This window comes from Micromonospora maris AB-18-032 (assembly GCF_000204155.1).
GTDB classification, from domain to species: Bacteria; Actinomycetota; Actinomycetes; order Mycobacteriales; family Micromonosporaceae; genus Micromonospora; species Micromonospora gifhornensis.
Genome location: NC_015434.1, coordinates 3,107,377 through 3,122,315, shown reverse-complemented (window position 1 = coordinate 3,122,315; position 14,939 = coordinate 3,107,377). Strand labels below are relative to the sequence as shown.

The 14,939-nt window shown below is 69.3% G+C and carries 10 protein-coding genes; 2 read left to right on the top strand and 8 right to left on the bottom strand.

The features are described from left to right. Window positions 1–42: 42 nt before the first annotated feature. The 4 genes from VAB18032_RS13900 to VAB18032_RS13885 form a co-directional block, all read right to left on the bottom strand. Window positions 43–1,995 carry a glycoside hydrolase family 127 protein gene (locus VAB18032_RS13900; RefSeq protein ID WP_013733485.1) on the bottom strand — a complete coding sequence of 651 codons (1,953 nt, stop codon included), beginning with the start codon at window positions 1,993–1,995 and terminating at the stop codon, window positions 43–45. Between the two features lie 2 nt (window positions 1,996–1,997). Next, entirely contained in the window at window positions 1,998–2,915 is a 918-nt protein-coding gene (locus VAB18032_RS13895; RefSeq protein ID WP_013733484.1) for a carbohydrate ABC transporter permease, read from the bottom strand. Between the two features lie 5 nt (window positions 2,916–2,920). Further along, entirely contained in the window at window positions 2,921–3,838 is a 918-nt protein-coding gene (locus VAB18032_RS13890) for a carbohydrate ABC transporter permease (RefSeq protein ID WP_013733483.1), read from the bottom strand. 109 nt (window positions 3,839–3,947) lie between these two features. Then, window positions 3,948–5,246 (bottom strand): ABC transporter substrate-binding protein, encoded by a 1,299-nt coding sequence (locus tag VAB18032_RS13885; protein WP_013733482.1) that lies wholly within the window; start codon window positions 5,244–5,246, stop codon window positions 3,948–3,950. Window positions 5,247–5,634: 388 nt separating this feature from the next. Here VAB18032_RS13885 and VAB18032_RS13880 point away from each other — a divergent pair, with 388 nt between their 5' ends. Continuing rightward, window positions 5,635–6,660, top strand: coding sequence for a LacI family DNA-binding transcriptional regulator (locus VAB18032_RS13880; protein ID WP_043720656.1), 1,026 nt, complete (start codon window positions 5,635–5,637; stop codon window positions 6,658–6,660). A 93-nt stretch (window positions 6,661–6,753) separates the two neighbouring features. Here the strand turns inward: VAB18032_RS13880 and VAB18032_RS13875 are convergent, their stop codons facing one another. Continuing rightward, entirely contained in the window at window positions 6,754–7,797 is a 1,044-nt protein-coding gene (locus tag VAB18032_RS13875) for a LacI family DNA-binding transcriptional regulator (protein WP_050814736.1), read from the bottom strand. A 723-nt stretch (window positions 7,798–8,520) separates the two neighbouring features. Between VAB18032_RS13875 and VAB18032_RS13870 the strand changes: the two genes are divergently transcribed. Then, entirely contained in the window at window positions 8,521–9,768 is a 1,248-nt protein-coding gene (locus tag VAB18032_RS13870) for a cellulose-binding domain-containing protein (protein WP_013733479.1), read from the top strand. Between the two features lie 54 nt (window positions 9,769–9,822). Here the strand turns inward: VAB18032_RS13870 and VAB18032_RS13865 are convergent, their stop codons facing one another. From VAB18032_RS13865 to VAB18032_RS13855, 3 genes are all read right to left on the bottom strand, one after another. Then, the gene (locus tag VAB18032_RS13865) at window positions 9,823–10,380 is read right to left on the bottom strand and encodes a dihydrofolate reductase family protein (RefSeq protein ID WP_013733478.1); all 558 of its coding nucleotides are present in this window, start codon (window positions 10,378–10,380) and stop codon (window positions 9,823–9,825) included. A 161-nt stretch (window positions 10,381–10,541) separates the two neighbouring features. Beyond that, window positions 10,542–13,103, bottom strand: a complete 2,562-nt coding sequence (locus tag VAB18032_RS13860) for a M14 family zinc carboxypeptidase (RefSeq protein ID WP_148272272.1) — start codon at window positions 13,101–13,103, stop codon at window positions 10,542–10,544. A gap of 200 nt (window positions 13,104–13,303) precedes the next feature. Further along, entirely contained in the window at window positions 13,304–14,905 is a 1,602-nt protein-coding gene (locus tag VAB18032_RS13855; protein WP_013733476.1) for a DHA2 family efflux MFS transporter permease subunit, read from the bottom strand. Window positions 14,906–14,939: the final 34 nt, after the last annotated feature.

Here is a 14,939-nt window from a genome sequence, read left to right as displayed (position 1 = left end):
GGCTGTGTCGTCATCGGTCATCGACCGCTGTGAGCGCTAACATCAGGGCTGCCCTGGCGCTGGTTCCGGCAGGGCGGTGTCGGTGGGAAGCCAGACCCGCATGGTGGAGGGCCCGCGATTGGCCCAGGCGTGGTACGGCACCAGTGGCACGTCGTCGAACTCGTCGACCGGCACCGGCGCCGACTCGACGGCGTCGGCCCGGTAGGGCCAGTCGTGTTCCTGCCCGCGCACCTGACGGCACCGCACGAGGACCTGACCGTCGAGCAGGCGCGGCGGTCGACCCGCGTCGACGCGGAGGTCGTCGACGCTGGCCACGCCCGGCACGTCCACCGACTCCAGGGCGTACACGAGTGGGCCGCGCTCCACCGCGACACAGCCGCGCACCGCGTCGATACGGCTGTCCGGGTGCACGAACCGGGGCGCCATCGGCAGCCGCAGCACCATTTCGTCGCCGCGCCGCCACGCCCGATGCTCGGTGAACACGCCCGCAGCCACCGGCCGGGGCACCCCGTCGACGGTCACCGTCGCCCCCTGGTCGGCCCACCCGGGCACCCGCAACGACAGCGACCAGGGGTGCTCGTCGTCGCTGTCGACCCGTACCCGGATCTGGCCGTCGTACGGGTACTGCGTCGTGATGCGCACCCGTCGGCTGCGCCCGTCGGCGAGGTGCTGCTCCACCGTGCCGCTCAGGTACTGGTGCAGTTGCAGCCCGTCGTCGTCGCAGGTCGCGACGTACGCCGACAGGCTGGCCAGGGTGCGGGCCACGTTGGTCGGGCAGCAGGACACCTCGAACCAGGGCGCCCGCAGTGACGCCGCCGCCCGCAGGCTGGGCCGGTCGGTGTCGGGCGTGGTGCCGAGTTCCCGACGGTGCAGGGTGTTGGTGTAGAAGAAGCTCTGCCCGTCGGCCGCCGGGGAGGTCGACACCACGTTGAACAGCGTCCGCTCGATCAGGTCGGCGTACCGGGGGTCGCCGTCGGCGAGCAGCAGCCGCCAGGCCAGCATCACCGAGCCGATGCCCGCGCAGGTCTCCGAGTAGGCGCGGTCGGGGGGCAGCATCCAGTCCCCGCCGAACGCCTCGTCCTGGTGCCGGGAGCCCTGCCCGCCCGTGACGTAGGTGCGCCGCGACACCGTGTTGCGCCACTGGCCGCGCACCGCGTCCAGCAGGCCGGCGTCCTTCAACTCGACGGCGACGTCGACCGCACCGGCGGCCAGATAGTTCGCCCGTACCGCGTGGCCGCGCAGCACCGTGGCCTGCCGGACCGGCTGGTCGTCCTGGAAGTACTCCCGGCCGAACTCCACGTCGGCGAGCCGGCCGTGACCGCGCCGGTCGACGAAGAGGGCGGCCTGGGTCAGGTAGCGCTCCTGGCCGGTGGCGCGGGCGAACTCCACGAGCGCGGTCTCGATCTCCGCGTGCCCGCAGACGCTGTCGATGCCGTCCGGTCCGAAGGTCCGGCACACGTTGTCGGCGGCGCGGCAGGCGATGTCGAGCAGCCCGTCGTCGGCATCCGGGCGGGTCCGGGCCCGGGCGACCGCGGCCTGGAGCAGATGTCCGACGCAGTAGAGTTCGTGCCCCCATTCCAGGTCGGACCAGCGCGGCGCCTGTCCCGGCCGACCGAACCTGGTGTTCAGGTAGCCGTCGGGCTGCTGGGCCGCGCCGACCCGCCGCACGATCGCGCGGAACCGTGACTCCAGTTCCGCGTCGTCGGTCCGGCCGATCTCCCAGGCCATGGCCTCCAGGAACTTGTAGACCTCGGAGTCGGAGAACTCGCGTCCCCGGCGCTCGCCGGGGTCGCCGCCGTTCGCGGTCAGGTCGAAGTTGCGGATCCAGCCCTCGCGCTCGAGCCAGTGCTCGATGTGCTGGAGTGTGGCCGCGCCGTTGATCGACTGGCGCTCACCCCAGAATCCGCCGGTGATCTCCACGTCCCGCAGACCGAGGGGCCGCAGGCGGCCCTGGGCCGGCAGAACGGGTGCGGCCGAATGCGCGTTGCCGCTCATGGTCATCCTTTCAGCGCGCCGGACATGAAGCCGCGCACGTAGTGTCGTTGGAGCAGGAGGAACAGGACGATGCACGGAAGGGCGAGCACGACGACGCCCGCCTCGGTCGCCCCGTAGTCGACGACACCCTGGACCTGGCCACGCAGATTCGACACCGCGAGCGGGAGGGTCATCCGCTCGGAGTCGTTGATCAGGATGAGTGGGGCCATGAAGTCGTTCCACGCGGCGAGGAACCCGAACAGCCCGACGGTGATCAGGCCCGGCTTGACGGCGGGCAGCAGCACCCGCCACAGCGCGCCGAACGACGAGCAGCCGTCGACCATCGCGGCCTCGTCGAGTTCGCGTGGCACCGCTTCGAAGGAGATGCGCATCAGGAATGTGGAGAACGGCAGCTGGAACATCGTGAGCACGAGAGCCACGCCGACCAGGGAGTTCTGCAGCCCCACCTGGTTGAGCAGCACGTAGAGCGGGATCAGCAGGGTCGCGTACGGGACCATCAGGATGGCGAGCGTGATCAGGAAGAGCAGGTTCTTCCCGGGGAAGCGGAACCGCGCGAAGGCGTAACCGCCGAGGAAGGAGATCAGCAGCGTCAGGGTGACCGTGAGCAGCGAGACGAACGCGGAGTTGGCGAGGTAGCGCCAGATGCCGGCCTGGTAGGCGGCGAGCGTGCGGTAGTTGCCGAACCCCCAGCCGTCCACCTGGTTCGTGCCGGGCTGCGGGGAGACCGAGGCGACGGCCGTCCAGACCAGTGGCGCCAGGAAGATCAGCGCGACCGCCCCGGTGAACACCCAGTACGGCGTACGCAGGGCGATGCCGGCGATGGTCATGCCCTCGGTCTTTTTCCGACCCTCGTGCCGCGACGGTGTCGGCGGCGCGGGTCCGTCGGTGACGGCCGATTCGGTGGTGGATGCGACGGTCATCGGCGTCAGCTCTCCTCGGACCGGAAGGCGCGCATCTGCAGCGCGTTGATCAGGATCAGGGCCAGCAGCACGATGACGGAGATGGCCGCCGCCACCCCCAGGTCGTTCTGGCCCTGGAACGCCACCATGTAGATCAGTTGGACCACGGTGATCGTGCTGTTGTCCGGGCCGCCCTTGGTCAGGATGTAGAACTGTTCGAAGGCCAGCAGGGAGCCGGTCACGCAGAGCACGGTCGTCAACGCCAGCGTGGGGCGCAGCAGCGGCAGGGTGACCTTCCGGAAGGTCTGCCAGCGGCTGGCGCCGTCGGTGCGGGCAGCCTCGTACACGTCGGCCGGGATGCCCTGCAGGCCGACGAGCATGAGCACCATGTAGAACCCGGCGTAGCGCCAGACGATCAAAAACGTGGTGGAGATCAGCGCCGCGGTCGGCGAGCCGAGGAAGGTGAGGCCCAACCGGTCCATCACCGGCGCCAGCGGGCTCGCGTACGGCGAGTAGAGCACGTAGAACAGCAGTGACGCCGAGGCCAGTCCGAGGGCGCTGGGGATCAGGAACGACGCGCGGAGCAGGTTGTTCCAGCGGCTGGACTCCTGCACGAGCAGGGCCAGTCCCAGGCCGAGTGCCAGCAGCAGGGCGGTCGCGAGCGCGGTGTACTTGAGGGTGAACACCACCGACTCGGTGAAGAAGCGGTGGTCGACCGCCTTGACGAAGTTGTCGGGGGCGTTGATGCCCTGGTCGCCGCGCAGCAGCGACCACTTCGACAGCGACATCCGGATGACCAGCAGCAGCGGCACGGCGAACAACAGCGCCACGAAGACCGCCGTCGGGGTCGCGTAGAGCCAGCCGAGCAGGGCCTGGCGGCCGCGCGGCCGGGTGCGACGCCGGGTCGCCGCACCCGGCGGGCGAGACGGTGCGGTGACGCTCATGGAAACCTCTCGTTCGTTCGGTGGCGGGATCATCGAGGCGTTCGGGTCGCCCGCAGGCGTGTGCCGACCTGACACCGGTCGTCGGACGGCGCACGCCTGCGGGGCTCACCTACTGCTTGAGTACGGCGGTGATCTCGTCGTTGTCCTTCTTCAGGTCACCGCTGCCGTTGAGGACCTGGTTGCGCACCAGGGTCAGCCACGGGCTGTTCGGCGCGTTGAACGCCTGCTGGAAGTTCAGCGCGACCGGAGTGCCGCCCTTGCCGGCGACCTCGTTGATGGTGACCAGGCGCGGGTCCTCGGCGGCGTACTTGTTGTTGGCCAGGTCGGCGCGGGAGACCACGTCCTTGTTCTTGGCCAGCACCTCGACCTGGGCCTGCTCGGACATCATCCAGCTGAGGAAGTTCCAGGCCTGGGCGGCCTTCTTCGAGTCCTTCGAGATGCCGATGCCGTCGCCGCCGACGAAGGTGGAGGCGCCGCCGTTGGGGCCGGGGATGCCGGCGACGCCGGCGTCGAACGGGGTCGAGGAGAGCAGCGTCGCCGGGTACAGCATCAGGCCGACCTTGCCCTCGGTGAAGGGAGCGGTCCAGGTAGGACCGGTCTCGCCGGCCGAGGCGGGCAGCACCGCGCCCGAGCGCCACAGGTCGTGCCAGACGCGGTAGACCTGCTGCGCGGTCTCGTCGGCGAGCTTGGACTCCGTACCGTCCTCACTGAGCACCTGGCCGCCGCCGGCCCAGATCGACGGGAACCAGGTGAACAGCAGACAGCCGCCGCAGTTCAGCCCGGCCGCCGTGCCGTAGACGCCGTCCTTGCCCATCGCCTGGATCGCCTTGGCCGCGGCGGCGTACTCCTCAAGCGACGCCGGGGCCTTCTCCGGGTCGAGTCCGGCCTCGGTGAACAGCTGCTTGTTCCAGAACAGCATCGACAGGTCCAGCACGAAGGGCAGGACGTGTTCCTTGCCCTCGCGGGTGCCGGCCGACAGGTGTCCCTTGTTGATGGAGTCCTTGAAGTCCAGGCCGCTGATGTTCGAGCTGAGGTCCTGGAAGAGGCCCTGCTCCACCCAGTTCGGCACGTAGACGATGTCGGCGGCGAAGAGGTCCGGCAGACCATCGGAGCCCGCTGCCGCACCGACCTTGGCGACGTAGTCGTCGTTGGGTACGACGGTGAGCTTGACCTGGTTCTGGTGGCTGGCGTTGTACGCGTCGACCAGCAGCTTCGCCTGCTTCTCCAGCGGCGCGCGGGTCCACAGTGTCAGCTCACTGCCGTCGTCGACGCCGGTGGGACCGGCGTCGGCCGCGCTCGGGCCGCTCGGCTCGTCGCTGCCACACGCCGCGACGCCAAGGGTGAGCGTCGCGGCCAGGACTCCCGCCAGCGATCGTAGGGCAGTCCGCCTGCCCAGGGATGTGCTCATGGTCCTCTCCTAGGGTTCATCAACCGGGCGCGAAACCGCCGAGCGGTCTCCGCCAGCCGAGGTGTGCAGTGTCGAGTTGCCGCGTCAGGTGGATGGGGCAAGGCGGTGACATCACGGTCGGGCGTCGGACAGGTCGAGCCGACCCGCGACGCGGTTCTGCGCGCACCACCGCCGAAGTCACCGCCATGGCGAGGTGGCACCCATCACGTTCCGCCGATAGGGTGCTTCACGAAAACGGTTTCGGCAAGATGTCGTACGGGTAAAACCGGGGCCGATTTTCGGCCCACCCCGGACTTCCGCTTGTGTCAGTCTTCGCACTACGCTGGCCGGAATCGTGGGGCTAGCCAACGGCTGCCGGGTTTCTGAAATTGTTGCGAAAGGCTTTCGAGTGGGCCGACGACGATCGCAATCAGTGACGCTGAGTGATGTGGCGCGCCACGCTGGTGTCTCGATGGCCACCGCGTCCAAGGCCATCAACGGTCGCCCCGAGGTCGCCTCGGCCACCCGGGAACGGGTGCTGCGCGCCGCCGCCGAGCTGTCCTTCCAACCGAACGTGCTCGCCTCCGGGCTGATCTCCGGTCGCACCCGTACGGTGGGGCTGCTCACCGACGAACTGGGCGGCAGATTCGCCATGTCCATCCTGCTCGGGGCCGAGAACGCCCTCGGCAACGGGCAGATGTCCGTGCTGCTCTGCGACGCGCGCGGCGACGCCATCCGCCGCCAGCACTACATCCGCACCCTGCTGGCCCGCCAGGTCGACGGATTCATCGTGGTCGGTGACAGCAACGAGGTGAGCCCGTCGGTGACCCAGCACATCCCGGTGCCGGTGGTCTACGCGTACGCCCAGTCCACCGACCCGAACGACCTGTCGATCGTCGCCGACGACGAGGGCGGGGCCCGGCTCGCCGCCGAACACCTGGTCTCGCACGGTCGGCGCCGGATCGGGCACATCACCGGCCCGGACAGTTACCGCGCCGCCCGCGACCGGGCCGCCGGGCTGCGCACGGTCCTCACCGAGGCCGGTCTCGTACCGGCCGGCGACCCGCTGTTCGGCGAATGGTCCCAACGCTGGGGTCGGCACGCGGCACGTCTGCTGCTGGCCGCCCGGCCGGACGTGGACGCGATCTTCTGCGGCAACGACCAGGTGGCTGCCGGCGTCGCGGACACGCTGCGCGACCTCGGTCGCCAGATCCCGGACGACGTGGCGATCGTCGGCTACGACAACTGGGAACTCTTCGCCGAGGAGTGCCGCCCACCACTGACCACCGTGGACCTCAACCTCGAACAACTCGGCGCGACCGCGGTCCAGCACCTCATCGCGGCGCTGGACGGCAACGCCACCGGTGGGGTGATCCGGCAGCAGGGTCGCCTCGTCGTCCGCGAATCCACCGGACCGGCCCTCACCCGCCACTGACCCTGGTACCGCGGCGCCACCGGCGCGCGTCCCGCACCGCCCTCACCATGCTCGGAGGCCGCATGGCGGTTCGAGAGCGCCCACGCGAAGGGCTCAGGTGCCGCGTGACGGGCCGGACAGGGTCAGGTCCGCGGCTGCGTGGTCGTCGTCGCAGGGTGCCGCCGCGCTGCGGCGGATGACCAGCTCCGGCACCAGTACGTCACGGCGGGGCCGCGAGCCCGACGCGGGCCGGTCGAGTTGCTCCAGCAGCAGTCGCAGACTGCGCCGGCCCAGCTCGGCGAAATCCTGCCGGACCGAGGTCAGTGGGGGCAGGAAGTGGGCCCCGTCGGCGGTGCCGTCGAATCCGACCACGCTGACCTCACCCGGTACCCGCCGACCGGCCTCGTGCAGCGCCCGCAGCACACCGAGGGCGAGTTGGTCGCTGGCGCAGAAGATGGCCGTGACGCTGCGGTCGCGGGCGAGCCGCTCGCCCTGCTCGTAGCCGGTACCGGCGCTCCAGTCACCGGGCACCACGGCGGGCGTCGGCGCCCCGGCGGCCCGCAGGGCGGCATGCCAGCCGGCGACCCGCTCCCGCGCCTCCGGCCAGTCCTGTGGGCCAGCGAGGTGGTGAACGGTGGTGTGGCCCAGGTTGAGCAGGTGTCGGGTGGCGAGCCGGGCACCTTCGACGTTGTCGATCTGCGCACTCGACACGGCCTCGGTGCAGCCGCCACCCACGGTCACCGCCGGCAGTCCGGACGACGCCTCGGCCAGGGCGTCGGCCATGGCGGGCTTGGGTGCGATGGCGATGAGCCCTTCGACCGACTGGCGGCGGAGCCAGTCGACCGCCTCGAACACCGATCGACGATCCAGGTGCCGCAGGCTGGCGACGCTGACGAAGTAGCCCGCGGCCCGAGCCGCGCCCTCGATGGCGTACAGCATGGAGGTGGGTCCGTAGAGCGGGCTCTCGTAGCCGACGATCCCGAGCGTGCCGGAGCGGCGGGTGACCAGGGCGCGGGCGGCCGGATTCAACCGGTAGTCGAGCCGGCGCATCGCGTCCAGGACGCGCTGTCGGGTGTGGTCGGCGACGTACGGATGCCCGTTGATGACGCGGGAGACCGTCTGGGCCGACACGCCCGCCAGTTCCGCGACGTCCCGCATGATCGAACGGCCCGAAGCTCTGACCGGCCGTTCGGCTTCGTTGCCGCGTGCGAGGGCGGACGGGGCTGGTCGCTCCCTGTCCGGCCAGGCACGGCCGCTGTTCTCGATCACCCTGCTCTCCTCGTCAGGAGGTGCCCGCGCGACGCGCGGCGAAGGAAGCGGTGGCCCCCTCCACCACCGACGTCACCTGACCTCTGACAATGAACGCCGAAAGCGATTTCGGCAATGCCCGTCAGGAGATTCGCACAGAAAGCTGAGACGCCCCCCTCCCCCTTTCACCCCGACCCGTCCACACCCACTCCTCCCCGCCCCACCCCCACCCCCACCCCCACGATCTTGCACTTTCGGTCGCCGCTATACGGCTTTTGGTCCGTTAAGCCCCGACCAAAAGCGCAAGATCGGGCGCGGGCAGGGCGCGCGGGGGGCGCGGGGGGGGCGCGGGGGGGCGCGGACGGGGCGCGGGGCAGGGGCAGGGGTGGGGGTGGGCGAGGGGTGGGCGAGGGGTGGGGTGTGAGGGCGGCGGGGTGGAGGGTGGGCAGCTTTGCGGACGAAAGGGTTTTCGGCAAGAGGTGCCGGGAATTACGGCGGTGCCCGCGAAACGGAGGTTGAGGCGACTGTTACGTCACGCCGCGCCACCTTAGTTTGTATAGAAGCCAATCTATATCACCTCTTGGTGTTCGGGCGTCGGCGATCGCTGAGGGGACTGACGAGTGGAGGAGCCTCATGAGATCGTTCAGAACGGGCACGCGGATCATGGTGGCGATGGTCTCCGCGCTGGCCACCATCGGCGGGGGCGCGATCGTGGTCACCGCAGCGCAGGCCGCCGTCGCCGTGGCCTGCCGGGTCGACTACCGGGTGACCAGTCAATGGTCCGGCGGCTTCGGTGCCGACGTCACCATCACCAACCTCGGTGACCCGGTCGACGGGTGGAAGCTGACCTGGGCGTACCCCGCTGGGCAGCGCGTCGTCCAGGCGTGGAACGCCACCGTCACCCAGACCGGCACCCAGGTCAGCGCCACAAACGTGAGCTACAACGGCGTCCTGGCCACCGGGGCGGGTGCCACCTTCGGCCTCAACGGCTCCTTCCGCGACAGCAACCCGGCACCGGCCTCGTACGCCCTCAACGGGGTGACCTGCACCAGCGGGCCTGGCACACCCACGCCGACCACCCCCGCACCCACCACCGCCGCGCCGACGACGCCACCGACGAACCCGCCGCCGACCAGCGGCTGGAACCCGCCGGCCCACCTGGTGTCGCCGCTGAACCAGGTGTGGCAGCACGTGGAGCAGACCTACAACAACGGCAACCTGTACGGCTTCCGCAACTACGGCTGGGACCAGGTGATGGCCAACCGCGGCCACCTCAACTTCTGCGTCCGCTGGGACTCCTCCGCCCCGGTCACGGCGACCCAACGGGACCAGATCCACGCCACCCTCGCCCGCCAGTACAAGAAGTGGATGGACGTGATGGCCGGCCACAACGCCTGGCCGTACCGGGACGTGCCGATCCGGGTCGTCGGCTGGGCGGTACGCGACCGCAACCAGTTGCAATGGAACGACAACTCCGTGGACGTCTACGTCAACAACATCCGGGAGAACGCGCCGCAGTGCGCCCCCGAGTGCGGCCGGTTCTTCAACCAGGGCGGCCAGTACCCCAACTGCCCGGGTGGGGCGGCCCGCCACTACGACCAGTCACTGTGGTTGACCGACGGGTTCGGCGGCGGCGCCGGTGGCGACTGGGGCCAGCGGATGGGCCGCGAGTACTTCATGTCGAACCTCAACGCCGAGAACATGCACATCCTGCTGCACGAGATCGGGCACACGTTCGGCCTCGACGACTTCTACGACTGGACGCCGTCGGGCGTCGGAGGGTTCCTGATGCGCGCCGGCAGCGCCAGCTCGATCACCGAGTTCGACGCCTGGATGTTGCGCGACTGGTGGCGCCACCTCAAGAGCCGGTACGGCTACTGACCGCGTCGGCGCGCCCCCGGCCCCCGTGTCCGGGGGTGCGCCGACGAGAACGGATCAGTGGTTGACGTCGTAGACCGCCAACTGCACACCGTTGCCGTACGTGGCGTGCTCGACAAGCGTCAACTGCTGCTTGTCGGCCCCGTCCGGGGCGAACAGCCGCCGGCCACCGCCGAGCAGCAGCGGAAAGATGAGCAGGTGGTACCGGTCGACCAGGCCGGCGGCGGCGAGCCCCTGGGCGAGGGTGGCGCTGCCGTGCACCAGGATCGTGCCGCCGTCGCCCTGCTTGAGCGCGGCGACCTCGTCGAGCGACCGCAACACGGTGGTGTTGTGCCACTGCGGGTCGGTGAGCGTGGTCGACACCACGTACTTCGGCATCGCGTTGTACTCGGCGAACTCCTCCATGGTCGGCCAGACCGGCGCGAACTCGTCGTAGCTGACCCGACCGATCAGCAACGCGCCCGCCTCCTGCTCCTCGCGGGCCTTGATCTCCCACACGGCCTCGTCCATCGGCACATCCTTGAACGTCCAGCCGGCGTGCGGGTGGCTGCCACCGCCCGGCGAGTCGATCACGCCGTCGAGGGACATGAACTCGGTGACGATCAACGTACGCATGGCGCGGGTCTCCTTCATCGGCGATCTGTGGTGCCTTCACCAGAACGTCGAACGGGCCCGGCGGGATTCGACAGCCGACGAGGAAATTTTTCCTCGCCGACGAGCAGTGCCCCGCCGGTGCGAAAGCTCGCACCGACGGGGCACCGGCATACCTCAGCGGACTACTTCTTGTCCTTCTTGGGCTTCTTGGGCTTCTCCGGCTCCGCGTCACCGATGGTGATCGTGGCCTTGTTGAAGTTGTTGCGCTTGTCGGCCTTCGACGGGTCGTAGTTCTTCTCGATGTTGCCCGCCGCGTCGACCGAGAACCAGTGGAACGTGGTCGTCTCGGTCACGTGGAACACCTCGCCCGGCTCCCGGAACTCGGTCGCCTTGTAGCGGGGCGAGTCGAGGGTCGGGCGGCTGCCGTCGATGGTGTAGTAGATGGTCGCCGGCTCGCTGACCTCGAACCGCACGTCGACCGGGCCGGAGAACCGGCCGGCACCCGGCACCAGCGTGGAGGTGGGAGCCTTCTTGTCCTTGCCCCACTCCGCCGCGATCCGGAACATCTCCATGATGCCGTTGGCGTACTCCATGGTCTCGGCGTGCCCGCTGACCAGCTCGGGGTTGCCCTCCCACGGCGGCTGGAACGAGCCGCCCTGCCAGTTGCCGGTCGCCGGGTTGTATACCGAGCCACCGACCTCCCAGCCGAAGGAGAAGATGCCGTAGGTGTGGTACAGGTCCTCGCGGACGTTGCCGGCCGACGAGTAGAGCACGTCGGACGAGCCACCCACGTTCTGCGGCGTGACCACGGTCTCCCGGTACGCCTTCACCTGGGACAGGATGCGGGAGGCGGCCTGCCAGTAGAACATCTCGTCACCCAGCGGCGGACGGGGGGTGGTGACCCGCCCGTCGGCCTTGTAGGAGCCCGGCTGCCAGAACAGCTGGCCGCCGTTGGAGTGCACCGACATGAAGAACTTGATGTTCGAGTACGTCTCGGCGAGCCAGACGATGTTCTTCGCCTCCGGCTCCGACAGCTTCTCCGGACCCTGGTACGTGTCGCTGGTGCAGCTGAACGAACCACCCGAGTAACCGTCCTGCGCGGAACCCACCCGGTAGTTGCGGTTCAGGTCGACGCCCCAGTTGTTGCGGCGACCCGGGTCGGCGTTGTCGTCCGCGCAGTGGTTGGTCAGGTTACGACGCTGCGAGGCGTTGTTGTAGAAGCTGTAGTTCGCCCCGTCGGGGTTGTTGCTCGGGATCAGGAAGATGTCGGTGTTGTCGACGATCTTCTTGGTCTCCTTGTCGGTCTTGTAGTTGGCGACAAGCCGCTCCGCGGTCTCCAGGGTGGTCGTCGCCGGCACCCACTCGCGGGCGTGGTCCTGCGCCTGGATCAGCACGCCGGGCTTCTTGCCGTCCCGGTGCTTGCCGATCCGCAGGACACGAACGGTGTTCGGGCCACGCGGCACGTCGCCCTCGGGGGCACCGACGCGCTTCTGGTCGAGGAAGTCGGTCAGCGCCACCGGAGCCGTCGGCTGCACGATGCCGGTGCCGGCGTTCGTGCGGTACGGGTGCGAGCGGTCGATCAGCCCGTTGGACTGGGTCTTCAGGGCCGTCGCCACCTGAGCGGCGGTGCTGGCCAGCGCACCGGAGGAGTCCTTGGCGAGCAGGACCCGTACGGCCTTGCCGTTGACCTCTACGGACAGCGGCAGGTTGGCGCCGGGCCGGTCGACGAACTCGACAGTGATGTCGTTGCCGCCCTCGTGGCCCCAGGCCGCGGAGGTGACGACGACCGCGGACTGACCGGTACCACCGATGGTGGCCTGCGCCTTCCGCTGGTAGCCGTTCGTCTTGTACGGCAGGTACACGATCTCGGCGATCTTCGGGTTCTCCCGAGCGATCTCCTCGATCCGGTCGTGCAGCTGCTGCGGGTGCTTGTAGCCGTCGACCAGGTTCCACTTGTAGCCCGGCTTGTCGGTCAGCGGCGGCTCGCCGTCCTCCAACCAGTCGGACACCGGGCCGACCGCGACGCCACCGGTGGAGCTGGTGACCCGGATCTTGCTCGGCCGGGTGTCCAGCTTGAACAGGTTCCGGTGGAACATGTACTGGCCGGAGTCGATGAAGCGGCTCATCGTCCGGGCGAGGGCGAAGTCGGTGCCCGGCCCGGAGTCGTTCTCCACCTGCATGCCGATGATCGGGTTGGTCTGCGCACCCTCGGTGGTGCGCGCCTCGACGTAGAGGAAGCCCTGGCCCTTGGTGGTGAACCAGTCGGCGCGGGCGATGCGTACCGTCGCCTGGTGGCTGTAGGTCGACGTGCTCGTCGCCGCGGTGCTGTCGGTCGCCGCAGCGGACCTCGCGGCGACCCGCGCGCCGGCGTCGGCTGCGAAGCCGCCGTCAGCCTCATCGCTCCAGGTGAAACCCTCGCCCTCGGCCAGGATCCGGACGCCCATCGCCTCGAGTTCGGCGACCTGCTCGGGCGTCGCCACCACCTCGGCCTCGATCCCGTCCGGCACCCGCGTCAGGCCGTGTTCCAGGTCGAAGCCGGCGGCCGCCACCTCGTCCAGCATGTCGGAGCCGGTCAGGTGGACGCGCACCACGTCAGCGTGGTCCGCGTGTTCCAGGTGGGAGCGCTCGGCGTCGGCAGCCGGCGTCGCCGCGGGCTCCGCGACCGCCGGCTGGCCCGCCAGCAGGACGCTTCCCACCAGAACGGGTACTGCGAGAAGAGCGATGCGTTGTCGAGTGCGCCGCATTCTTCCCTCCTTCTGCTTGTGCAAGTGTGGGGAGCAACGTATCGGCGTCGACCGTCCTCGCTGGCCCATCTCCTGCCTGGTTGACCGAATCTTGAGTTTGGCGGGTGCCGGGAGGGGTTGACAGTGGGCCGGAGACGGCCTCAGCGCGAAACGCCGAAGGGGCCGCCGGAACACTCCGGCGGCCCCTTCGCTGAAGGTGATCAGTGGATGACGACCGGTGCCTTCGGCTGGTCGCCGGACTGGTCGTCGAGCAGGTGGGAGCGTTCGCGCCGCCGGGGCAGGAACGCCGCCGGGATGAGCGTCAACACGACAAGCCCGAACGCCACCCAGAAGGTGGTGGCGAAGGCGTCGGCGGCGAAGTCCAACCCGCGCTCGATCAGCGACGGCTCGACCGGGAACTGCTGGAGCAGCTCCGGTTGCTGCTGCGCCGCGATGGCCAGGCCGGTCTCGGTGATCGGGTTGCCGTTCGGGTCGGTCACGCCCGGGATCGGACGGGAGTTGTTCAACTCGTTGGTGAGGATCACCGACATCACCGCGGCGCCGATGGAACCGCCGATCTGCTGGAGGATGTTCACCAGGGTGGAGCCGCGGGCCACCTCGTGCCCGGTCAACGTCCGCAGCGCCGACGTCATGATCGGCATCATGGTGCCACCCATGCCCAGGCCCATCACGAACAGCGAGCCGCAGATCAGCACGTACGAGGTGTTCGCGTCGATCTGGGTGAAGGTGGCGAACCCGGCGATGATCAGCAACAGCGCGAACGGCACCGTCCGGCCGACCGGCACCTTGTCGGCGAGCATGCCGGCGATCGGCATGGTCAACATCGCGCCGATGCCCTGCGGCGCGATCAGCAGACCGGCGGCCAGGGTCGACTCACCCCGGACCTGGAGGAAGTAGCTGGGGAACAGCAGCCCGGCGCCCATGAAGGCGATGATGAACACGAACATCGTGACCGCGGCCACGGTCAGTCGACGGTTGCGGAACAACCGCAGATCCAGCAGCGGGTGCCGGGGGCGGAACGAGTAGATGACGAACGCCACCACCAGGGCCGCACCGATCAGCATGGGCAGCCACACCCCGGTGTCGGCGAAGGTGCCGGTCTCGGGCAGCGTCGAGACGCCGTAGAGGAACAGGGCGAGTCCCGGCGAGAGCATCAGCATGCCGAGGAAGTCGAACGACTCCGAGGGCTCGGGATTGTCCTTCGGCAGGGCCTTCTGCGCGTACGCCAGCGCCACCAGGCCGATCGGCAGGTTGATCAGGAAGATCCAGTGCCAGCTCGCCACGTCGATCAGCCAGCCGCCGAGGATCGGGCCACCGATCGGGCCGAGCAGCATCGGGATGCCGAGCACCGCCATCAACCGGCCGATCCGGTGCGGCCCGGCCGCCCGGGTCATGATCGTCATGCCGAGCGGCATGAGCATTCCGCCGCCGAGACCCTGCAATACCCGGTACGCGATCAACTGGCCGATGGTGTCGGCGGTGGCGCAGAGCCCGGAGCCGATGGTGAACAGCGCCAGGGCCATCATGTAGAGGCGTTTCGTGCCGAACCGGTCGGCGGCCCACCCGCTGAGCGGGATCACCGTGGCCAGCGCGAGGGTGTAGCCGGTCATCGTCCAGGCGACGCGGGCGTACGAGGCGTCGAACTCGCTCTGGAAGGTCGGCAGGGCGACGCCGACCACCGTCACGTCGAGAATCGACATGATCGCGCCGAGCACGACGACGCCCGCCACCTTGAGAACCGCAGCGTCGAGCTTGTCCGAGGTCGGAACAGGCTGCGACGCCGCGACCGATTGCTGTGTCACGAGGTCTCCTGAATCGAAAGTGCCCGTTGGGCGT